25 protein-coding genes are annotated in these 17,943 nt (G+C 70.4%); 20 read left to right on the top strand and 5 right to left on the bottom strand.

The window, feature by feature from the left end; genetic code table 11:
* Nucleotides 1-8 precede the first annotated feature (8 nt).
* The 4 genes from VGC56_RS01045 to VGC56_RS01030 all read left to right on the top strand — a co-directional run bounded on the left by VGC56_RS01045 (nucleotide 9) and on the right by VGC56_RS01030 (nucleotide 2,199).
* A complete protein-coding gene (locus VGC56_RS01045; RefSeq protein ID WP_464122691.1) occupies nucleotides 9-545 on the top strand; it encodes a CAP domain-containing protein in 537 nt (178 codons plus the stop codon).
* Nucleotides 546-698: 153 nt separating this feature from the next.
* A complete protein-coding gene (locus VGC56_RS01040; protein ID WP_464122690.1) occupies nucleotides 699-1,112 on the top strand; it encodes an EF-hand domain-containing protein in 414 nt (137 codons plus the stop codon).
* Between the two features lie 57 nt (nucleotides 1,113-1,169).
* Nucleotides 1,170-1,625 (top strand): hypothetical protein, encoded by a 456-nt coding sequence (locus tag VGC56_RS01035; RefSeq protein ID WP_464122689.1) that lies wholly within the window; start codon nucleotides 1,170-1,172, stop codon nucleotides 1,623-1,625.
* A gap of 181 nt (nucleotides 1,626-1,806) precedes the next feature.
* Nucleotides 1,807-2,199 (top strand): response regulator, encoded by a 393-nt coding sequence (locus VGC56_RS01030; RefSeq protein ID WP_464122688.1) that lies wholly within the window; start codon nucleotides 1,807-1,809, stop codon nucleotides 2,197-2,199.
* Nucleotides 2,200-2,213: 14 nt separating this feature from the next.
* Here VGC56_RS01030 and VGC56_RS01025 read toward each other — a convergent pair whose 3' ends face one another.
* The gene (locus VGC56_RS01025; RefSeq protein WP_464122687.1) at nucleotides 2,214-2,675 is read right to left on the bottom strand and encodes a GNAT family N-acetyltransferase; all 462 of its coding nucleotides are present in this window, start codon (nucleotides 2,673-2,675) and stop codon (nucleotides 2,214-2,216) included.
* Between the two features lie 117 nt (nucleotides 2,676-2,792).
* Here VGC56_RS01025 and VGC56_RS01020 point away from each other — a divergent pair, with 117 nt between their 5' ends.
* From VGC56_RS01020 to VGC56_RS01010, 3 genes are all read left to right on the top strand, one after another.
* Complete coding sequence (locus VGC56_RS01020) at nucleotides 2,793-3,935, top strand: M42 family metallopeptidase (RefSeq protein ID WP_464122686.1); 1,143 nt, start codon at nucleotides 2,793-2,795, stop codon at nucleotides 3,933-3,935.
* Nucleotides 3,936-4,008: 73 nt separating this feature from the next.
* On the top strand, nucleotides 4,009-4,236 hold the full coding sequence (locus VGC56_RS01015; RefSeq protein WP_464122685.1) for a hypothetical protein: 228 nt from the start codon (nucleotides 4,009-4,011) through the stop codon (nucleotides 4,234-4,236).
* Between the two features lie 112 nt (nucleotides 4,237-4,348).
* Nucleotides 4,349-4,963, top strand: a complete 615-nt coding sequence (locus tag VGC56_RS01010; protein ID WP_464122684.1) for a TMEM175 family protein — start codon at nucleotides 4,349-4,351, stop codon at nucleotides 4,961-4,963.
* A gap of 88 nt (nucleotides 4,964-5,051) precedes the next feature.
* On the opposite strand, the gene VGC56_RS01005 is transcribed toward VGC56_RS01010, so the two are convergent.
* On the bottom strand, nucleotides 5,052-5,336 hold the full coding sequence (locus tag VGC56_RS01005) for a hypothetical protein (RefSeq protein ID WP_464122683.1): 285 nt from the start codon (nucleotides 5,334-5,336) through the stop codon (nucleotides 5,052-5,054).
* 388 nt (nucleotides 5,337-5,724) lie between these two features.
* Between VGC56_RS01005 and VGC56_RS01000 the strand changes: the two genes are divergently transcribed.
* The 4 genes from VGC56_RS01000 (at nucleotide 5,725) to VGC56_RS00985 (ending at nucleotide 9,037) form a co-directional block, all read left to right on the top strand.
* On the top strand, nucleotides 5,725-6,246 hold the full coding sequence (locus tag VGC56_RS01000; RefSeq protein ID WP_464122682.1) for a hypothetical protein: 522 nt from the start codon (nucleotides 5,725-5,727) through the stop codon (nucleotides 6,244-6,246).
* Nucleotides 6,247-7,737 carry a DNA-packaging protein gene (locus VGC56_RS00995; RefSeq protein ID WP_464122681.1) on the top strand — a complete coding sequence of 497 codons (1,491 nt, stop codon included), beginning with the start codon at nucleotides 6,247-6,249 and terminating at the stop codon, nucleotides 7,735-7,737.
* Nucleotides 7,738-7,787: 50 nt separating this feature from the next.
* A complete protein-coding gene (locus VGC56_RS00990) occupies nucleotides 7,788-8,639 on the top strand; it encodes an alpha/beta hydrolase (protein ID WP_464122680.1) in 852 nt (283 codons plus the stop codon).
* Nucleotides 8,640-8,716: 77 nt separating this feature from the next.
* Nucleotides 8,717-9,037, top strand: a complete 321-nt coding sequence (locus VGC56_RS00985; RefSeq protein ID WP_464122679.1) for a PilZ domain-containing protein — start codon at nucleotides 8,717-8,719, stop codon at nucleotides 9,035-9,037.
* On the opposite strand, the gene VGC56_RS00980 is transcribed toward VGC56_RS00985, so the two are convergent.
* Entirely contained in the window at nucleotides 9,022-9,462 is a 441-nt protein-coding gene (locus VGC56_RS00980; protein ID WP_464122678.1) for a hypothetical protein, read from the bottom strand. The genes VGC56_RS00985 and VGC56_RS00980 overlap by 16 nt on opposite strands.
* A 107-nt stretch (nucleotides 9,463-9,569) precedes the next feature.
* On the opposite strand from VGC56_RS00980, the gene VGC56_RS00975 reads away from it, so the two are divergent.
* Nucleotides 9,570-9,788, top strand: a complete 219-nt coding sequence (locus tag VGC56_RS00975; protein ID WP_464122677.1) for a hypothetical protein — start codon at nucleotides 9,570-9,572, stop codon at nucleotides 9,786-9,788.
* A gap of 10 nt (nucleotides 9,789-9,798) precedes the next feature.
* Here the strand turns inward: VGC56_RS00975 and VGC56_RS00970 are convergent, their stop codons facing one another.
* Entirely contained in the window at nucleotides 9,799-10,143 is a 345-nt protein-coding gene (locus tag VGC56_RS00970; protein WP_464122676.1) for a hypothetical protein, read from the bottom strand.
* Nucleotides 10,144-10,187: 44 nt separating this feature from the next.
* Here VGC56_RS00970 and VGC56_RS00965 point away from each other — a divergent pair, with 44 nt between their 5' ends.
* From VGC56_RS00965 to VGC56_RS00950, 4 genes are all read left to right on the top strand, one after another.
* Complete coding sequence (locus tag VGC56_RS00965; RefSeq protein ID WP_464122675.1) at nucleotides 10,188-10,595, top strand: phage tail tube protein; 408 nt, start codon at nucleotides 10,188-10,190, stop codon at nucleotides 10,593-10,595.
* On the top strand, nucleotides 10,592-10,909 hold the full coding sequence (locus tag VGC56_RS00960) for a gene transfer agent family protein (RefSeq protein WP_464122674.1): 318 nt from the start codon (nucleotides 10,592-10,594) through the stop codon (nucleotides 10,907-10,909). The genes VGC56_RS00965 and VGC56_RS00960 overlap by 4 nt, the downstream gene beginning before the upstream one ends.
* Entirely contained in the window at nucleotides 10,896-11,096 is a 201-nt protein-coding gene (locus VGC56_RS00955; protein ID WP_464122673.1) for a phage tail assembly chaperone, read from the top strand. Before VGC56_RS00960 ends, VGC56_RS00955 begins: the two co-directional genes overlap by 14 nt.
* A gap of 80 nt (nucleotides 11,097-11,176) precedes the next feature.
* Entirely contained in the window at nucleotides 11,177-11,767 is a 591-nt protein-coding gene (locus VGC56_RS00950) for a tail tape measure protein (protein ID WP_464122711.1), read from the top strand.
* 4 nt (nucleotides 11,768-11,771) lie between these two features.
* On the opposite strand, the gene VGC56_RS00945 is transcribed toward VGC56_RS00950, so the two are convergent.
* A complete protein-coding gene (locus VGC56_RS00945) occupies nucleotides 11,772-12,218 on the bottom strand; it encodes an OmpA family protein (RefSeq protein WP_464122671.1) in 447 nt (148 codons plus the stop codon).
* Nucleotides 12,219-12,254: 36 nt separating this feature from the next.
* Between VGC56_RS00945 and VGC56_RS00940 the strand changes: the two genes are divergently transcribed.
* The 4 genes from VGC56_RS00940 to VGC56_RS00925 are packed head-to-tail and all read left to right on the top strand — an operon-like array spanning nucleotide 12,255 to nucleotide 17,939.
* Nucleotides 12,255-14,543, top strand: coding sequence for a phage distal tail protein, Rcc01695 family (locus tag VGC56_RS00940; RefSeq protein ID WP_464122670.1), 2,289 nt, complete (start codon nucleotides 12,255-12,257; stop codon nucleotides 14,541-14,543).
* Nucleotides 14,540-15,355, top strand: a complete 816-nt coding sequence (locus VGC56_RS00935) for a DUF2163 domain-containing protein (RefSeq protein WP_464122669.1) — start codon at nucleotides 14,540-14,542, stop codon at nucleotides 15,353-15,355. Before VGC56_RS00940 ends, VGC56_RS00935 begins: the two co-directional genes overlap by 4 nt.
* On the top strand, nucleotides 15,352-15,759 hold the full coding sequence (locus tag VGC56_RS00930) for a peptidoglycan endopeptidase (RefSeq protein ID WP_464122668.1): 408 nt from the start codon (nucleotides 15,352-15,354) through the stop codon (nucleotides 15,757-15,759). The genes VGC56_RS00935 and VGC56_RS00930 overlap by 4 nt, the downstream gene beginning before the upstream one ends.
* Nucleotides 15,759-17,939: a phage tail protein gene (locus tag VGC56_RS00925; RefSeq protein WP_464122667.1), complete on the top strand. Its 2,181-nt coding sequence runs from the start codon at nucleotides 15,759-15,761 to the stop codon at nucleotides 17,937-17,939. Before VGC56_RS00930 ends, VGC56_RS00925 begins: the two co-directional genes overlap by 1 nt.
* The last annotated feature ends 4 nt before the right edge of the window (nucleotides 17,940-17,943 follow it).

Below are 17,943 nucleotides of genomic sequence, written 5' to 3'. Positions count from 1 at the left end.
TCGGCGTCATGACGAGGCGCTGGGACAGGATCGGGCGGATTGCGGCGGCGGGGGCTTTGCTGCTGTCGGCGCCGCTGCTTGGCGGGGCGACGGGGCGGCTCGGCAATCTCGAGGGTCGGCTGCTCGCGGCGCATAATCGGGAGCGGAGCGCGCTCGGGCTGCAGCCGCTGGCGTGGGACGATGCGCTGGCGAGGGACGCGGCGGGCTGGGCGGCCAAGCTCGCGGCGGCGGGCGAGATCGAGCATGAGGAGGAGAGCGGCGACGCCGAGACCTCCGAGGGCGAGAACCTCTGGCAGGGGACGAAGGGCGCCTATGCGCCCGAGGCGATGGTCGGCCTGTGGATCGCCGAGAAGGCCAATTACCGGGCCGGGCCGATCCCCGCCGTGAGTCGGACGGGGCGGTTCGAGGATGTCGGCCACTTCACGCAGATTGCCTGGCGCGGCAGCGACCGGGTCGGCTGCGCGCTGGCGGCAGGCGTGCGGGACGAGATGCTGGTCTGCCGGTATCGCACCGCCGGCAATGTCGAGGGCGAACGCGCCTTCTGATCGCCTCCTCGCGCGACCAAGGCGCCTCGCGCGACCAGGCCCCCTCGTGCGACCAATTGTTCATGAGCGGCTCATCGCGCTTCGTGCTAGAGCAAGACACGGGGAGGGACGGCCGAGGGGCCTGACCCTTTGCTTTCACGGGAGAAATTTCCAATGCTCAACCGCCTTGGCGCCGGCGCAGCCGCCGCCGCTTTCCTGCTCGCCGCCGCGCCGGCCTTCGCGCAGCAGACGCCGACTCCGAGCGGCGAGATCAGCCGCGCCCAGGGCGAGGAGATGATCCGCTCGATGTTCGGCGAAGTCGACGCCAATCATGACGGCGTGGTCGACGCGGCCGAGCAGAAGGCGCTGCTCGACACGGCCCGCAGCCAGGGCGCGCCGGAGGTGGCGATCGCCGCCATCCAGCGCATCTTTTCCGAAGGCGCCGGCGCCGACGGCAAGGTGACGCTCGCGACCTTCAGCAAGGCGCGGATGGCGGCGTTCGACAAGGCCGACGCCAACCATGACGGCAAGCTCAGCGCCGCCGAGCAGGAGGCGAGCCGCGCCGCCGCCGAGAAGCCGAAATCCTGATTTTGTCGAACCGGAAGGGCGTCGCCGCCGCTTCGACCTGAGACCTGGAGTAGAGCCATGAAGACTTTCCGCATCGCCGCCGCGGCGTTTCTCGCCGCCGTCGCTTTTCCCGCCCTCGCTCAGCCGCCGGCGCCGCCCGCGCCGCAGCAGGGTGGCCCGGGTGGTGCGCCGCAGGGCGACATCACTCGCGCCCAGGCCGAGCAGATCGTCCGCGACCAGATCGGCCGCCTCGACATGAACCATGACGGCGTCGTCACCGACAAGGAAGTCGAGGCGATCATCGACCGCATCGCGACCGCGGGCGGGCCCGAGCGGATGGGCGATCGGCTCCACCAGCTGGTCAAGGACTATGGCAAGGATGGCCGCCTCGTGATCGACGATCTCGTCAAGGCGCGCCTCGCCCAGTTCGACGCCGCCGACACCAACCATGACGGCAAGCTCGATCCTGCCGAGCGCCAGGCGGCGATGGCCGCGGCCCGCGCCGGACGCGAGGGCGGCGCCGCGCCGCGCTGAGCGGCCCTTTTCGGCACAGGATTCCGGGAGGGGGCGGTCACACGACTGCTCCCTCCTTTTTTATATTATCGTGGTCCGCGCGCGGGTTCGCTGCTACAGCGTAACGATCGCCCGCACAGGCTGCTCGCTTCGAGGATCGTGTGGCCCGGCGGACCCCAAGTCCGCACTGAGGAACTGCTGTTTGGAACCGAAGATTCTCATCCTGCTGGCCGAGGACGAACCGCTCGTCGGGCTCACGATGCAGAGTTCGCTCGAGGATGGCGGCTATGGCGTGCTTCATGTCGAATCCGGGAATGCGGCGATCGCGGCGATCGATCGGCAGGCGGGGGCGCTTTCGGGCCTGATCACCGACATCCGCCTCGGCGCGGGTCCCGACGGCTGGGACGTGGCGCGCCATGCCCGCGAGACGACGCCGACCTTGCCGGTGGTCTACATGTCGGGCGACAGCGCGCACGAGCATAGCGCGCGCGGCGTGCCGGACAGCGTGATGCTGCAAAAGCCGTTCGCGCCGGCGCAGCTGCTGACGGCGATCTCGACCTTGCTGAACGCCATTCCGCATCACAGCAGCGACTGACATCGCGTCGCTCGTCAGGCGAGCGGCAGGTGCAAGAAGCGGTTGAACGGGCTGTCGGCATAGCCGCCGAAGGATTGCCCTTCGACGAAGCCGCGCCGCCGATAGAGCGCCAGCGCCGCTGCGAAGGCCGGGCCGCTGCCGGTCTCGAGGCTGAGGCGGCGCCAGCCGCGCGCGCGGGCCTGTTCGATGAGATGCTCGAGCAAAGCGGCGGCGACGCCTCGGCGCAGCTGCGCCGGGTGGGTGCGCATCGACTTGATCTCGCCCGTCTCGTGATCGACCTGCCTCAGCGCGGCGACGCCGGCGAGGGTGGTGCCGTCCCAGGCGCTCCAGACGGTCACGTCCCGCGCTTCGAGGCCGCCGAGGTCGAGCGCGAAGACGGTGCCCGGCGGCGAGGCGGCGTGCATCGATCCGCGATGATAGGCGAGGAGGGCGCGGACGTCCGCGCCTCTCAGGTCGTCCTGGCGGATGTCGAGCATCCCACGAGCCTATCGCGTGCGGCCCGGACCGCCGAGGTGAAGCTTTCACGAGCGGGGAGTGGCGTCGCGGCGGCAATCGTGCTGAACGGCAGATCGTTTATGCGAAGGAGCCTGCCGATGCGCTTTGCCACCCTGTTTGCCGCTGCCGCCCTCGCGTTTGGCGCCAGCCCGCTCGCCGCGCAGGATCGCACCACCGCCTTGCTGCGCGAGCTCAGCGATGCGGCGGGGCCGCCGGGGTTTGAGGAGCCGGTGAGGAAGGTGATGGTGCGCGAGATGCGGCCGCTCGCCGATTCCCTGAGCTATGACGGGCTGGGATCGGTGATCGCGCGGCAGGGGGCGAGCGGGCCGAGGATCATGCTCGACGCGCATATGGACGAATTGGGCGGGATGGTGCGGCGGGTGACCGGCGAGGGCTTCCTGTCGATGCAGATGCTCGGCGGCTGGCTCGACCAGGCGATCGCCGGGCAGCGCTGGGTGATCCTCGGATCGAAGGGGCCGGTGCGCGCCGTCACCGGCATTCGCGATGTGCACCTGACGAGCGGCGACGAGCGCAACCGGCTGATCCCGAGGGACGCGGTGTTCCTCGATGTCGGGGCGCGGAATGCGGCGGAGGTCGCGGCGCTCGGCCTCTCGCCGGGCGATCCGGTGGTTCCGGACAGTCCGTTCGAAATATTGAATGGCACGATGAACTATGCCGGCAAGGCCTGGGACGACCGCATCGGCTGCGCCGTTTTGATCGAAGCGATGCGCCGGCTGAAGGCGAGCGGGCATCCCAACCAGATCTTCTTCGTCGCGACCGTGCAGGAGGAGATCGGGCTGAGGGGCGCGCGGGCCTCGACGGCGATCGTGAAGCCCGATGTCGGCATCGCGATCGAGGGCGGCGTCACCGGCGATGCCGGCGGGGCGCGGGCGGAGGAATCGCAGGCGAGGCTCGGCGGCGGGCCGGGCATGTTCCTGTACGATTCGAGCGCGCTGCCCAATCGCAAGATGGTGGCGCTGGTGAAGGAGGTCGCGGCGGCGAAGGGGATCCCGCTGCAATTGGATCTGGTGCAGGGCTATGGCGACGACAGCGCCGAGATGCAGAGCTTCGCCGGCGGGGCGCCGACGGTGAATCTGGTCGTACCCGCGCGGTACACGCATGCCCATAACGGCATCGTCAACCGCCGCGATTTCGACCAGATGGTCGAATTGGTGGTGGCGTTGCTGCAGCGGCTCGATGCCGGCGCGGTAGCCCGGCTGAGGGATTTCACGCCCGAGTGACGCGCGGGCGCGCACATCGGGGGCGTAGGTTCTCATTTCGGGAACAACCGGCGCGGTCCGGCGCTCATAGGGTATGGACGACAAGGTCTACGACGAGAGGAGCAAGGTCTCTGCGGAGGACGGCATTGTCTATCTGGACGGCCCCGACGGCGTCGATGTCCACCTGACCGCTGCCGCGGCGATCGAGATTTCCGACCAGCTTCTCGAGGGCGGTCTCACAGCCCAGGGCCAGCAAGTCGAGAAGGACCGGGAGCAAGCCCGCCGGCGCGAGAGGGACGCGCCGCCTTCGAAGGACGGCTGAGCCTCGTATCGATCGCCGACCGCGCAGGCGGACGAAAGGGGTGGAGGCGCAGTGCCTTGCCTTCGCGATGGAGAGGCGGATAGTTCCTGCTCGGCGAGGCGGGGGATAGCGAGTGAGCGCGGCGGGCAAGACGGATCATACGCTCGAGCGGCTGGTGTTCTTTTCGGACGCGGTGTTCGCGATCGCGATCACTTTGCTGGTGCTCGAAATCAAGGTGCCGGTGCTGCCGAGGGGGTCGGCCGACGAAGCCTATTGGCACGCGCTGCATCTGCTGGGGCCGAGCTTTGCAAGCTATTTCATCAGCTTCGCGGTGGTCGGAATTTTCTGGATCGCGCATCACCGCGCGTTTGCGCTGGCCGGGCGCTACAGCGGGCGGGTGCTCGGCTGGAACATGGGATTGCTGGGCGTGATCGCGTTCATGCCGTTCGCCTCCGCCTTCGACGCGCAGAATTTGAACCAGCGGGTGCCGAGCCTCGTCTATTGCGGAGCTTTGCTCGTCGCCGGCCTGCTCAACATCGCTGTCGTGCACATCGCCACCGGGCCGTCGATGCTGGTCGAAGACGCCGATCCGGCGCGGATCCGCTATGTGCGGGGGCGGAGCGTGGCGGTCGCTTTGGGCGCGGCGACGGCGCTGATCCTGTCCTGGTACACGCCGGAATGGGGGCAGCTCGGCATGCTGACGATCATCGTCTGGCGCCGGCTGCTGACGCGGGGCGCGAAGGCCTAGGTTCGCGCTGCGGGGACGAGGAGAAGGGCGGGCTTCGACGGGCTCAGCCCGAACGGATTTCCTGTACCTTTCACCCCATCGGGCCGGCTCAGCGGTCGAGGGCGTTGAGGGCGAGCTTGGGGTCGATCTTCGCGGGATCGACCTTCGCGGCGCTGTTGGCCATCTTGTCGAGATCGGCGGCAGTGTCGGTGGGGACGATGCGCGGCGGCACCGCCGCCTTGCGCTGGGCCTCGGCATTGTCGACCGCGGCGTGGAGAATTGCCGGCGGAACCGGCGGCGCGGCGTCGGCGTGCGCGGCGCGGCTGCTCATCGACAGCGGGAAGAGAATCGCCGCGGCGGCGGCGGCGGGAACCAAAGGAAGGTACTTCTTCATCAACCCCCAACGGACGAGGCCCACGCAAGTGCCGGAAAAAATTTGAAAACACATTTTTCTTTTCCGCGAATTCCTATTTTCGGCGGTTAAACGGGAAAAATAGGAAATCGCCTATCTGGAAAAAACGCTTGACAGCGTCACGCTGCTAAGGTACCTTTCTGTCATCGTCGAGAAGTGTAGCTGATTCGCTTCTCACCGAAATCGACAGCCAGCCGGCCGGGTTTTCCCGCCGGCTTTTTTATTGCCGCCGGGGGGCGGTCGAGGAGGGGCTATGGGCAATCGGAGGCGGGGCAGGAACGGACAGTATCTGTCCGCGACGGCGCCTGATGAGGAAGTGGTCGCCGGGGACAATGGGGACGTTGATGGCGGGGCTGTAAAGGGGGCGTCGGTGTCGCCGAAGCAGAAGGCGACGCCAAAGCCGAAGGGGAAGGCGGCGAAAAAGGCCCCGCGAAAGAACGCGGCGCGGGTGCGGTGGCCGAAGGACAAGGAGGCGATCTTCTTTCGCGAGCTCTCCATCGTCTGCAACGTGACGGCGGCCTTGCGGGCCGCGGGGCTGCTGAGGCGCAGCCGCGACGTATACGACCAGCGCTCCGACCCTGCCTTCCGGGCGCGGTGGGAGGAGGCGCTGGCGGAGAGCCGGGTGCTGATGGCGCTGGAGCTACACGAGAGGGCGCGGTTCGGCGACAACAGGCCGGCGCCGGCCAACGAGATCGAGGCGAAGCTCCGGGCGGTTCCGACGGCGCTCGCGCTGCAGCTTCTCAAGCTTTACGAAGGGCGGGCGGCCAAGGCGGCGGCAAGCGCCGGCGCGGCGCCGGTGGCGCGGCGGGACGCGGAGCGGCGGCGGGCGCTGCGGCGCGAGCTGCTCGATCGCCTGGCCGAGTTCAACCGCCGCATGGGCGGCGAGGGCTAGATGATCGCGCTGCTCCAGGCGCTCCCGGAGGCGGAGAAAGCGGCGCGCTTCTCGCCGTTCGAGCGGATCTCGATGACGCCGTTCAGCGCGCGGATCGACTTCGTGCGAGGGCTGCGGCGGGAGCTGCGGGACGAGTTCCTGCTCGGCTGGGGCGCGATGGCGCGGCCGGCGCAGATGCCGCCCGAGAGCGACTGGCGGGTTTGGCTGGTGATGGCCGGCCGCGGCTTCGGCAAGACTCGGGCCGGCGCGGAATGGGTGCTCGACGTCGCCGACGAACCGGGGCGGCGGATCGCTTTGGTCGGCGCGACCGAGGAGGAGGCGCGGGCGATCATGGTCGAGGGGCCTTCCGGCGTCCTCGCCTGCGTCGACGGGACGGCGCGGCCGGACTGGGAGCCGTCGCTCGGGCGGCTGACCTGGCCGGGCGGGACGATCGCGCGCATCTATTCGGCGGCCAATGCCGAGGCGCTGCGCGGGCCGGAGCATGATTTCGCCTGGTGCGACGAGGTCGGGAAATGGGCCAATGCCGATGCGGCGTGGGACAATCTGATGTTCGGGTTGCGGCGCGGAGACAGGCCCCAGGTGCTGGCGACGACGACGCCGCGGGGGACGCCGCTGATGCGGCGGATCGCGGCGCTGCCGGCCTTGGCGAAGACGCGGGGGCGGACGGCGGACAATCTGGCGCTGGCGCGCAATGTCGTCAGCCATTTCAGCGACCTTTACGGCGGCACCCGGCTGGGGCGGCAGGAGCTCGACGGCGAGCTGATCGAGGATGCCGAGGGGAGTTTGTGGCCGCGGGACTTGATCGAGCGGTGCCGGGTGGTGCCTCTCCAGGCTGGGCTTGGGGAGGGGGGTCAGCCGGGCGCTGGTGGAGGGGTGGAAGGCGGCGAGGTTGGCGGTTCGGGAGCGAGTGACGGCGGATCGTGCCAATTACCCCTCCACCAAGCAGAGCTTGGTTCCCCTCCCCATCTGGCGATGGGGAGGCAGGGGATGCGCCGCGTCGTCGTCGGCGTGGATCCGCCGGCGACGGTGGGCGGCGATGCGTGCGGGATCGTGGTGTGCGGGCTGGGGGCGGACGGCGTCGGCTATGTGCTGGCCGATGCGAGCGTGTCGGGGCTGCGGCCGGGGGGCTGGGCTGCGGCGGTGGTGCGGGCGGCGGACATGTGGGACGCGGACCGGGTGATCGTCGAGACCAACCAGGGCGGCGATATGGTCGAGAGCGTGCTCCGCAGCGTCGACTGCAGCCTGCCGGTGCGGACCGCGCGGGCGGTGAAGGGCAAAAGCGCGCGGGCCGAGCCGGTTGCGGCTTTCTTCGAGAGGGGCAAGGCGAAGTTTGCGGGCGTGTTTCCGGCGCTGGAGGACGAACTGGCCGGGATGATCATCGGCGGCGGCTATGAGGGGCCGGGACGATCGCCCGACCGGGCGGACGCGATGGTGTGGGCGCTGACCGAGCTGCTGCGGAAGCGTTCCGCGCCGCGGATCACGTTCTTTTGAAGGCTGTTTGCGGGCGGGGGCGGAGAGGTTTAGCCTTGGCGGCGATGTTCGTGGCTCCGCTCCTGATCGCGCTTGCCGCCGCTGCTGCTCCGGCTCCGACCTCGGTGCCGCGGGGGACGGAGGCGGGGCAGGTGCCGCTCGACTTTCTGCCGGCGCTGAAGGGCGGGTATTTCGCGCTGCGATCGAAGGCGGTGGGGCGGGTCTATCACATCTATGTTCGGGTGCCGGAGGAGTATGCGAAGGCGCCGGGGCGGCATTGGCCGATCGTTTATCTGCTCGACGGGGACAGCGCCTTTCCAATGCTCGCGCCGGAGCACCTCTTCCTCCATTACGACGAGGGGCTGGAGGACGCGATCGTGGTGGGGATCGCCTACGGATCGTTCGATCCGGCGGTGAACAAGCGCGACGTGGACTTTCTTGATGAGCCCGCGACGCCGGGCGGCACGGCGGGGGCGGCGGCCTTCTCGGTGTTTCTGAAGGACGAGCTGCTGCCCGAGGTGGAGCGGCGGTTCCGGGGCGATCCGGCGCGGCGGGTGCTGGTGGGGCAGTCTTACGGCGGTACCTACGTGCTCTACTCGGCGCTTACCGATCCGGACCTCTTCCGCGGGCGGATCGCGAGCAACCCGAGCTTCCGTTACGGGCGGGCGCGGTTGTTCGCCGGAGCGGCAGCGGGGGCCCGCAAGGATCTGGGCCTGGTGCTGGTCAGCGGCGAGCGCAACAATGGGCCGGGGCGGCAGGGGGCGGCGGAATGGTTCGCGGCCTGGCAGGGACGCAAGGACGCGCCGTGGGCGGTCAAGAAGGTCGATCTGCCCGGCGGAACGCATGCGGCGGACCTCACCAACGCCTATCGGGCGGGGATGCTGTGGCTGTTTCGGGACGGGCAGCGGGGCGCGCCGCGGTAACCTTTGGTTCGTCTTTGGGGGCGTAGGATGTGCGGGCGCGCCGCGTGGGTGGGGCGCGTGTGTGTGGGAGAACGGCCTTGCGCCTCGCGGCATCGCTCGAACGCGGCAGCGAATATGACCGGCGCCGCTACGCGCGCGCGCCGGTCCAGATCGGTGCGGGCTTGCGGAGCGGCGGCGACGACCGCCCGTCCTGCGCGATCAACGTCGTGGACCTTTCCACGGGCGGCGCCGGCATCGAGGCGGGCGTGCATCTGGAATGCGGATCGCGGGTGTGGCTGAAGCTGCCGGGGCTGCAGAGCTGGGCGGCGCGGGTGATGTGGTGCGACGGAAACCGCGCGGGCATCGCCTTCGACAGCCCGCTCCATCCGGCGGTGGTGGAGCGCTACGCGCGGGGGTGAAGGGGCGCCAGCTCCGAAATCATCAGCGCGAGGATCATCGCTGTGATCGCGGCTTCGACGAGGACGACCGTCCAATATTCCCGCGCTTTCTCGGTGCGTACGAAAAACGTGCCGAGGAATTTTACGCGGCCGTAGCGAAAGGCGCGCGCCACCTCCCGCACCAAAAGGGCGGGAAGGATGACGTCGATCGCGTTTATCGGACGGCCGTCGCCGCCGAGCATCGGCGGACCGAGCAGACACGCAACGATGTAGAGGAGGACGGCCGCGGCCGCGATCATCTCGAACCAGTAATCGGGCGCGCATTCGGCGCGGCGGTAGAGGATGCCGGCTTGGTTGATCTCGCGCATCGCCAGGGCGTTCACGAGGCGGATCGCGCCGATGAGCACGACGATCCACAGGATGAAGGCAAAGATGCCGGAGAACATAGGAGCGGAGATAGACGATGAAATGGTTTGGCAGGAAGGGCTCTTCGAGGGCCGGGCGGGAGGCCGCCCGGCCCTTTTTGTATCGCGCGTGGGCGGGGGGACCGCCGGTGGGCGAGTGGCCGCGCAGCTACGAGGCGCAGGTGCGCGAGGCGTATCTGGGCAATGCGGTGGCGCAGCGCTCGGTGCGGCTGGTGGCGGAGAGCGTGGCGTGGGCGCCGCTGCTGGCCGCCGACGGAGCGGCGGGCGGCGCCAAGGCGCCGGCCGGCGCCGATACGTTGTGGGCGGGCTCGCTCGAATTCCGCGCGCGGCTGCTCCGCGCCGGCTGACCGGCCGGGTTTAGCGCGGCGTCGTGTTGGTCTCGAAGTAGCTCTTGTAGCGCTCGAACTGCATCTCGACGATGTCCTTCAGTTCGGATGCCGCATTGTCCTGCGCCGCCGAGGTCTTGATGCCGACCGCGACGTCGGAATGGACCGAGGCCTGACGGAACGCCTCCGCCTCCGGTTTGCAGAGCGTGTCGAGCTTCGCCTTGAACGCGTCCACCGCAACGTGGGCGTGCAGATCCGTGGCGAGCGTCTCGGTGTAGCAGTGAGTCAACGCCTGGCGCTGGACATTGGGATTGGGCGGCGGACCGGCGGAATGGGCCGGCGCGGCGAGAGCCAGGAGAAGCAGCGGAGTAATCATACGACCTCCAATGCAACCGATTTGAACGAAAGGGAGAATGTCCGATGAGCGCGGAAAAGGGAAGTGCCTTCTTGCTGAAGGTCGGGGACGGCGCCGAACCGCCGGTTTACGCAACGGTCGCGGGGCTGCGCGCGACGCAGCTTTCGGTGAACGGCGAGGCGGTCAACGTCACCAGCAAGGATTCGGGCGGATGGCGCGAGCTGCTGTCCGGCGCCGGGCTGCGATCGGTGTCGGTGTCGGCGAGCGGGATATTCACCGGCTCGGCGGCGGAATTGCGGATCAAGGGGAATGCCTTGGGCGGGGCGATCGACGCGTACGAGCTGAGCTTCGAAAGCGGCGAGCGGCTGCGGGGGCGCTTCCTCGTCACCCGGCTCGATTATGCCGGCGATTATAATGGCGAGCGGACCTACGCGCTGAGCCTCGAAAGCTCCGGCCCGGTGGCGGCGGCATGAGCGGCGCGGCGAACGCAGCGCGCGGCGAGGCGGCGCTGGTGGTGGGCGGGCTGGCGCTCGTGCTGCGGCCGAGCTTCGAGGCCCTGGTTGCGGCCGAGGAGGAACTCGGCCCGCTGTTCGGCCTGGTCGAACGCGCGGCGGCGGGCGGGCTGAGGCTTGCCGAGATGGCCGCCTTGTTCTGGCATTGCGTGCGCGACCGGCCCGCGGGGCTGAGCCGCGAGCGGGTCGGCGCGGCGATCGCCGAGGCCGGGCTGGCACGGGCGACGCCGGTGCTGAAGGCCTTGCTAGGGCAGATTCTCGATGGCCGCGGATAGGTTCGCGCCCGCAGCCTCGCGGCTCGCGGGGCTCGCGGGGGTGTTGCTGGGCTGGAGCCCCGAGGCGTTCTGGCGGGCGACGCCGACGGAGCTGCGTGCGGTGCTCGAGGCTCTGTGCGAGCCGGCGGGTGGTGCGGCGGTGGGGCGCGACGAGCTGGCGGGGCTGATGGCGAAGTTTCCGGATTAGAGTTTCGCAGATCGGGGCGGGTACCCCTCCACCAGGTTTCACCTGGTCCCCCTCCCCATCTGGCGACGGGGAGGAAGATGATGGACGAGGAAATCGAGCGCCTGCTGGTGAGCGTGCGGGCGGATACGGGCGCGTTCTCGCGGGACGTGGCGGAGATGCGGGCGCAGCTCGCCGGGCCGCTTTCCGAAGGCGCGGCGCGGGCCGGGCTGACGATCGAGGCGGCGCTGCTGCGGGCGGTGCGGACGGGCAAGTTCGGCTTCGAGGATCTGAAGCGGACGATCCTGACGATGATGAACGAGATCGCCTCGAGCGCGCTGCGTTCCGGGGTGAACGCGCTGGCGGGCGGCGGCGGGGGCGGCGGCGGGTCGGGAGGAGGCCTGGGGGGCTTGGCGGGGCAGCTGATCACGTCGCTGCTCGGCCTTCCGGGCCGGGCGGGGGGCGGACCGGTGGCGCCGGGCCGGGCCTATGTGGTCGGCGAGCGGGGGCCGGAGCTGTTCGTGCCGACCGCCAGCGGGCGGATCGACGCGGGCAGCGGGCAGACGGCCCCGCGCGACATCCGGATGAGCATCACGGTCAACGCACCCTCGGGCGGCGCACCGGAGGCGTTGGCGAAATCCAGCCGCCAGGTCGCGCGGGCGGTGCGGGAGGCCCTGCTGCGCGTCGAGGATTGAGCGGTCAGAGGCACTCGATGATGCTGCCGGGCGGATACAGGTTCCGCACGGCGGCGAGCGGCGCGAACGCACGGGCGTGCCCGGCATCGCTGAGCTCGATGGCGTAGTCGTCGAAGGCGGTGAAGCGCAGGCGCTGGCCGATGACGATCTTGATCCGGGCGGGCGGGACACCGTGCTGAACCAGAAAGCTCTTCATCGTCGACGCGCGACGTACGGCGAGGCGGCGGTCGAAAGGATGACCGGGAATCGCATCGCCGCCGCCTTCGACCTCGTAGGTCGGCGGGACGGCGGCTTGCTGCGAATCCCGCAGGAAAAACCCGAGATGCTCCAAAGCCTGCGGCGTCAGCCGGGCCTTTCCCCGCCCGAACCGGATCATCGCGCTGCCAAAGCATAGTCGTGCGTCCGAAGCCGCGGCCGGGGCTGCAAGCATCAAGGCGAGCGCCGTCAGCATAGTGGCCGGGTAGGCGCTAAACGGGGGAGAAGCGACATGGCATATTGGCTTGCGCCGCGCGGGGCGGGGCGGCGGACGGGGTTCGTCAAGCGCTTCGACTCCCGCTTCTGGACCGTCAATTTTCCGCGGCCGATGGTGGCGTCGGTGGTAACGATTGCGGCGGATGCGCTGCGCGTGGATGCGGTCTTCTACAAGGCGAACGATCTTGCCGGGTTGATTTGGGAGGCCGAGGACCGGTTCGACCACGCCTTGCTCGGCTATGAGACGAGCCGCGATTTCCGGGGCTGCACGCTGCGCTTCCGGTGGCGGAGCGGGGGCGTGATGCCGCTCGATGCGGTGAACGGGCCGACGCTGACGATCGAGGCGCGCGACGCCGGCGGCGCGGCGCGGACCTGGTACGTGCGGCTGTGGAATTATGCGTCCGGAGCGCCGGAGGATGCGGCGGTGGCGCTCGACTTCGACGCTCTCGCAGGGGGCTGGGCGAAGGACGATCCGGTCTGGGCGGGCGATGTCGACCGGATGTTCGTGTCGCTGGTGCCGCCCGGTTTTACCAATTCGGATGTGCCGCTCGCGGCGCCGGCGGAGGGGTGGGTCGAGCTGAGCGGAATGGCCTGCGACGGGCCTGGATCCGTGCTGGCGATCGGCGACGTGCTGGTGCCGGAGCACCGGCTTCGCATCGCCACCGGCTATGACGATCTCTATCATCTGACGCCGGCGCGGGTGCTGCGGAACATGCTGCAGCTCGGCTACCGCGGCGCCGTCGACCATTATATCGGGATGAGCCATTATTTCCGGCTCGAGGCGCTGGGGGCGGATTTCTACGTCAGCCTCGCCGGCGGGGTGCTGAACGGGCCGTGCGCGGTGTGGCACCGGGACTTTGCGGCGGGGGCGAAGGCGCTCCGGTTCGAGCTTATCCTGTCGCTCTCCTACGAGCTGCTCGACCGCCATTGCTGGAACGATTGGAAGCAGCGGGCGGCGGACGGAGCGCCCGCGCTGACCGGCTGGGAGCCGCCGTCGGCCTTGCTTTCTCCCGCGCATGACGGGGCAATGGGCTATCTGCGGCAGGTGGCGCAGGCCTTTGCCGGCGTCGCCGCCGAGGCGGGGCTGCGGGTGCGGTTCCAAATCGGCGAGCCCTGGTGGTGGGTGCGCGGCGACGGGGCGATCTGCCTCTACGATGCGGCGGCGGTGGCGGCCTATGCGCCGGTGCCGATCGGAGATGTGCGCGGGACACTGGACGCGGCGCAGAAGGCGACGCTCGACGCGGCGGGGGCGGTGCTCGCGCAGTCGACGGCGCAGCTCGCGGCAGCAGTGCGCGCGGTGGCGGCGGAGGCCGAGCTGCTGCTGCTCGTCTATTTGCCGACTGTGCTGACGGGGGCGGAGGTCGTGCGGGCGAACCTTCCTACGGGCTGGGCCGCACCGGCTTTCGATGTGCTGCAGTTCGAAGATTATGAATGGGTGACCTCGGGCCGCACCGGCGCCAGCGCCGCGGGTGCGGCGGCGGCCGGCGCGAGGCTCGGCTACCCGTCTGAAGACCAGCATTATTTCGCCGGCTTCGTCGAGGCTGCGGCGGATGCGGCGCAGTGGCGGCCCATCGCGGACGCGGTGGGCGCGGCGCGAGGGCGCGGGGCAGCGGAGGTGTTCGCCTGGGCGCTGCCGCAGGTGCTGCGGGACGGCTTTACCTGGTTCGATCTGGAGGAGGGGGATGTGGACGCATTCGATGACGTGCGCTTTCCGATCGCGCTCGGGCGCGCGGCGAGCGTGGAGCCGGCTTTCTCGACCTCGGTGGTGACCGCGGCGGGCGGAGCCGAGCAGAGGAACAGCGACTGGGCCGACGCGCGGCTGCGCTTCGATGCAGGGCCGGGGGTTCGGGGACAGGCGGAGATGGAGACTCTGGTGGCCTTTTTCCGCGCCCGGCGCGGCGCGGCGGTCGCCTTTCGGTTCGAGGACCCGTTCGATCATAGCTCCAGCGGCATGACGGCGGAGCCCGGCGCGGCGGACCAGTTGCTCGGCATTGGCGACGGGGCGCGAACCGATTTCCCGCTGGTGAAGAGCTATGGCGACCAGGTGCGGCGGATCACCCGGCCGGTCGCGGGGTCGGTGCGGGTGGCGGTGGCAGGGGAGGAGCGGGCGTCGGGCTGGACGCTCGGGCCGCTCGGCATCGTCCGGTTCGATACGCCGCCGGCAGCGGGGGCGGAGGTGCGGGCGGGGTTCCGCTTCGACGTGCCGGTGCGCTTCGCCGAAGACCGGCTGAGCCTCAGCCGCGCCACGTTCGCGGCGGGCGAGGCGGCGTCGGTGCCGCTCATCGAAGTGCGGGAGGGGTTATGAGCTTCTTCGAACGCGACCTCACGACGATCGCCTTTTGCTGGCGGCTGGAGCGGCGCGACGGCGTTGCGATCGGCTTCACGACGCACGACCGCGACCTCGACATCGAGGGCCTGCGCTATCGTGCTGCGCCGGGGATGCTGCCGTCGGCAATTTCGCTGTCGGACGGCTTCGAGGCTTCGGCGCTCGACGTGACGGGCGCGCTGACCAGCGCCGCTATCTCGGAGGCCGATCTTGCCGCCGGGCGGTGGGACGGCGCCGCGGTGCGCCTGTTCCTCGTCGATTGGGAGGATCCGTCGGCGCCGCTGCCGCTGGTGCGCGGCGAGCTCGGCAACGTCTCGATGCAGGGGGAGGGGTTCGAAGCGGAGCTGCGCGGGCCGGCGGCTTTGCTCGACCGGGCGGTGGTCGAGCAGACCTCGCCGACGTGCCGCGCCGAGCTTGGCGACAAGAGGTGCCGCGTCGACATGGCGGGGCGGACTCGGGTGACGCGGGTGATTGCGGTCCCGGAGGAGGCGGTGGTGGAGGTGGCTTCGGCTTCCCCGGAGACGAATGCCTACGGCTTTGGCCGGCTGCGGTGGCTGAGCGGGCCGAATAGCGGTCTCGAGGCGGCGATCGTCGCTTCGGACGGCCCGCGGCTGATGCTGCGTGAGGCGCCGGTGCACCCGCCGAACCTGGGCGATCTCGTCGAGACCGCCGAAGGGTGCGACAAGCTGTTCGCAACCTGCACCGGGCGCTTTGCGAACGGCGAGAATTTCCGCGGCGAGCCCCATCTGCCGGGGATGGACCTGCTCACCCGCTATCCGGGTGCGTCATGAGCCTGCGGGGGGATCGCATCGCGGCGCGGGCGCGGGACCTGGTCGGCACGCGGTTCAGGCCGCAGGGGCGCGACCCCCGCTTCGGGCTCGACTGCGTCGGCACCGCCGCGCGGGCGGCAGGCGTGGCGGCCGAGCGGGTGCGGCGGGACTATCCGCTGCGCGGGCCGGACCTGACCCAGGTCGAGAACGGCCTCTGCGATCTCGGCTGCGCGCCTGTGCGGCAGGAGGAGATGGAGGCGGGGGACGTGATCGTCTGCGCTCCGGGCGCGGGGCAGATCCACCTCGCCGTCGCGATCGGCACCGGCATCGTCCACGCCGATGCCGGGCTCAAATTGGTCGTCGAGCGGCCGGGGCCGTTGCCGTGGCCGGTGCTCGGCGTGTGGCGGATGATGGGAGACGAATGATGGCGACGCTCGTCCTTACCACGGTCGGCACCTTGGTCGGCGGGCCGATCGGCGGCGCCGTCGGCGCTTTGCTCGGCCAGGCCGTCGACAGCCGGCTGTTCGCGCCCAAGGCGCGGCAGGGGCCGCGGCTCGGCGACCTTTCGGTGCAGACCTCGACCTATGGCAGCGAGATTCCGAAGCTGTTCGGGACTCTCAGGGTGGCGGGCACGGTGATCTGGGCGACCGACCTCAAGGAAACCCGCTCGACGGCCGGCAACGGCAAGGGTCAGGCGAAGAGTGTCTCCTACACTTACTCGGCGAGCTTTGCGGTGGCCCTGTCAGGGCGCCCGATCCTCGGCGTTCGGCGGATTTGGGCCGACGGCAAGCTGCTGCGCGGCGCGGCGGGCGACTTCAAGAGCGCGACGGGGTTTCGGCTGCTCTCCGGCGGCGAGGGGCAGGTGGTGGACCCGCTGATCGCCTCGGTCCAAGGGGCGGGGCAGACGCCGGCCTATCGCGGCGTCGCTTATGCGGTGTTCGAGGATTTCCAGCTCGCCGACTACGGCAACCGGATTCCTTCGCTCACCTTTGAAGTCGATGCCGATCCCGGCCCGGTCGCCGTCGCCGCCATTGCCGCCGAGTTGGCGGATGGGGATGTGGAGGCGGGGGAGACGGACGACGTCGCGGGCTATGCCGCGAGCGGGGACGGAGTGCGCGCGGCGATCGAGGCCCTGGGCGAGATCGCGCCGCTGTCGCTGGTCGACACCGGCTCGCGGCTGCGCATCGAGCGACGCGGGGCGGGCGCGGCGTGGCTGGTTGGAGACGACGAGCTGGGCAACGCCGCGGGAAGCGCTGGCGGGCGGGCGAAATGGGCGCGGGTGGCGGCGTCGAACGTGCCGGGCGAGACGACGATCGCTTATTACGATCCCGCGCGCGACTATCAGACGGGATTGCAAAGGGCTTCGCGCGGCGGGGCCGGCGGCAAGGGCGAGCGGCGCTCGGTGGCGGCGGCACTGGATGCAGAGGTCGCGAGGGCCGCCGCGCAGCTCCGGCTGGACAGTCTGTGGGCCGGGCGGGAGACCGGGACGGTGAACCTCGCGCCGCGCCGGCTCGGCCTGCGCCCGGGCGCGGTCCTGAGGATCGAGGGCAAGCCGGCCGGCTGGAGCGTCGCGCGGCTGACGCTGGAGAAGATGGTGCTCGCCGCCGAGCTCGAACGCCTGCCGCCGTCGACGCAGGCCGCCGCAGCGGCGGCTCCGGGCCGGCCGGTGGCGCAGCCAGACGCGCCGGCCGGGACGACGCGGCTGGTGCTGCTCGACCTCCCCTCGCTCCAGGACGTTCCGGCGTCGCGGCCGCAGCTCCTGGTGGCGGCGGCGGGCGATGAAGGCTGGCGGGCTGCGGCGCTGAGCGCGAGCTATGACGGCCGGGCCAGCTGGCAGGCAGCTGGAAGCACGGCCGCGCCTGCGGTGATGGGCAACGTGGTGGTGCCGCCGCTCGCGGGGGGCTCCGCGCTGTTCGACGATAGCGCAAGCTTCGAGGTCGCGTTGCTGAATGAGGAGATGTGGCTCGAGAATCGTGACGATTCCGCTCTTGCGGCGGGCGCAAATCTCGCGGTCGCCGGGGATGAGCTGCTGCAGTTCGGCCGCGCCGACCCGCTCGGCGGGCGCCGATTCCGCCTGTCGCGGCTGGTGCGCGGGCGGCGGGGAACGGAATGGGCGGCGAGCCTCCACGGCGCCGGCGAAGCGTTCGTGCTGGTCGATGCGGCGGCGCTAGCAGCGGTCGAACCGCCGCTTGCCGCCGTCGGCGCCGAGGTGCGCCTGCAGCCGCACGGGATCGGCGACGGCCCGGATCCGCCGGCGGCGGTGCGGGTCTTCGGGGGCGAGAGCCTGCGGCCGCCGTCGCCGGTCCATCTGCGCTGCGAGCGGCAGGAAGACGGCGCTCTCGCTTTCTCCTGGGTGCGGCGGAGCCGGAGCGGGTGGCTGTGGATGAGCGGCAGCGACACGCCGCTCGGCGAGGAACGCGAGGCCTATCGGCTCACCGTCGCCGGCGTGGCCGGGGGCGGGCGCACCGTCGAAACGGACCAACCGGTGTTCAGCTATGCCGCCGCGGAGCAGGCCGCGGACGGCATTGCCTTCCCGCTGACGGTGCGGGTGGCGCAGATCGGGACCTCCGGCAGCTCGCGTGAGGCGGTCCTCACGATTTCCTGACAAG

This window comes from Allosphingosinicella sp. (assembly GCF_036403745.1).
Taxonomy (GTDB): domain Bacteria; phylum Pseudomonadota; class Alphaproteobacteria; order Sphingomonadales; family Sphingomonadaceae; genus Allosphingosinicella.
This window is presented reverse-complemented; position numbering and strand designations above follow the sequence as displayed.

Coding starts and splice junctions, on each gene's coding strand:
- VGC56_RS00965 (WP_464122675.1), top strand. CDS start 10,188: ATGAGCGCGGAAAAGGGAAGTGCCTTCTTGCTGAAGGTCGGGGACGGC.
- VGC56_RS00955 (WP_464122673.1), top strand. CDS start 10,896: ATGGCCGCGGATAGGTTCGCGCCCGCAGCCTCGCGGCTCGCGGGGCTC.
- VGC56_RS01035 (WP_464122689.1), top strand. CDS start 1,170: ATGAAGACTTTCCGCATCGCCGCCGCGGCGTTTCTCGCCGCCGTCGCT.
- VGC56_RS01025 (WP_464122687.1), bottom strand. CDS start 2,675: ATGCTCGACATCCGCCAGGACGACCTGAGAGGCGCGGACGTCCGCGCC.
- VGC56_RS01015 (WP_464122685.1), top strand. CDS start 4,009: ATGGACGACAAGGTCTACGACGAGAGGAGCAAGGTCTCTGCGGAGGAC.
- VGC56_RS01045 (WP_464122691.1), top strand. CDS start 9: ATGACGAGGCGCTGGGACAGGATCGGGCGGATTGCGGCGGCGGGGGCT.
- VGC56_RS00945 (WP_464122671.1), bottom strand. CDS start 12,218: ATGCTGACGGCGCTCGCCTTGATGCTTGCAGCCCCGGCCGCGGCTTCG.
- VGC56_RS00960 (WP_464122674.1), top strand. CDS start 10,592: ATGAGCGGCGCGGCGAACGCAGCGCGCGGCGAGGCGGCGCTGGTGGTG.
- VGC56_RS00970 (WP_464122676.1), bottom strand. CDS start 10,143: ATGATTACTCCGCTGCTTCTCCTGGCTCTCGCCGCGCCGGCCCATTCC.
- VGC56_RS00940 (WP_464122670.1), top strand. CDS start 12,255: ATGGCATATTGGCTTGCGCCGCGCGGGGCGGGGCGGCGGACGGGGTTC.
- VGC56_RS00950 (WP_464122711.1), top strand. CDS start 11,177: ATGGACGAGGAAATCGAGCGCCTGCTGGTGAGCGTGCGGGCGGATACG.
- VGC56_RS00995 (WP_464122681.1), top strand. CDS start 6,247: ATGATCGCGCTGCTCCAGGCGCTCCCGGAGGCGGAGAAAGCGGCGCGC.
- VGC56_RS00925 (WP_464122667.1), top strand. CDS start 15,759: ATGGCGACGCTCGTCCTTACCACGGTCGGCACCTTGGTCGGCGGGCCG.
- VGC56_RS01005 (WP_464122683.1), bottom strand. CDS start 5,336: ATGAAGAAGTACCTTCCTTTGGTTCCCGCCGCCGCCGCCGCGGCGATT.
- VGC56_RS01020 (WP_464122686.1), top strand. CDS start 2,793: ATGCGCTTTGCCACCCTGTTTGCCGCTGCCGCCCTCGCGTTTGGCGCC.
- VGC56_RS01040 (WP_464122690.1), top strand. CDS start 699: ATGCTCAACCGCCTTGGCGCCGGCGCAGCCGCCGCCGCTTTCCTGCTC.
- VGC56_RS00935 (WP_464122669.1), top strand. CDS start 14,540: ATGAGCTTCTTCGAACGCGACCTCACGACGATCGCCTTTTGCTGGCGG.
- VGC56_RS00930 (WP_464122668.1), top strand. CDS start 15,352: ATGAGCCTGCGGGGGGATCGCATCGCGGCGCGGGCGCGGGACCTGGTC.
- VGC56_RS00980 (WP_464122678.1), bottom strand. CDS start 9,462: ATGTTCTCCGGCATCTTTGCCTTCATCCTGTGGATCGTCGTGCTCATC.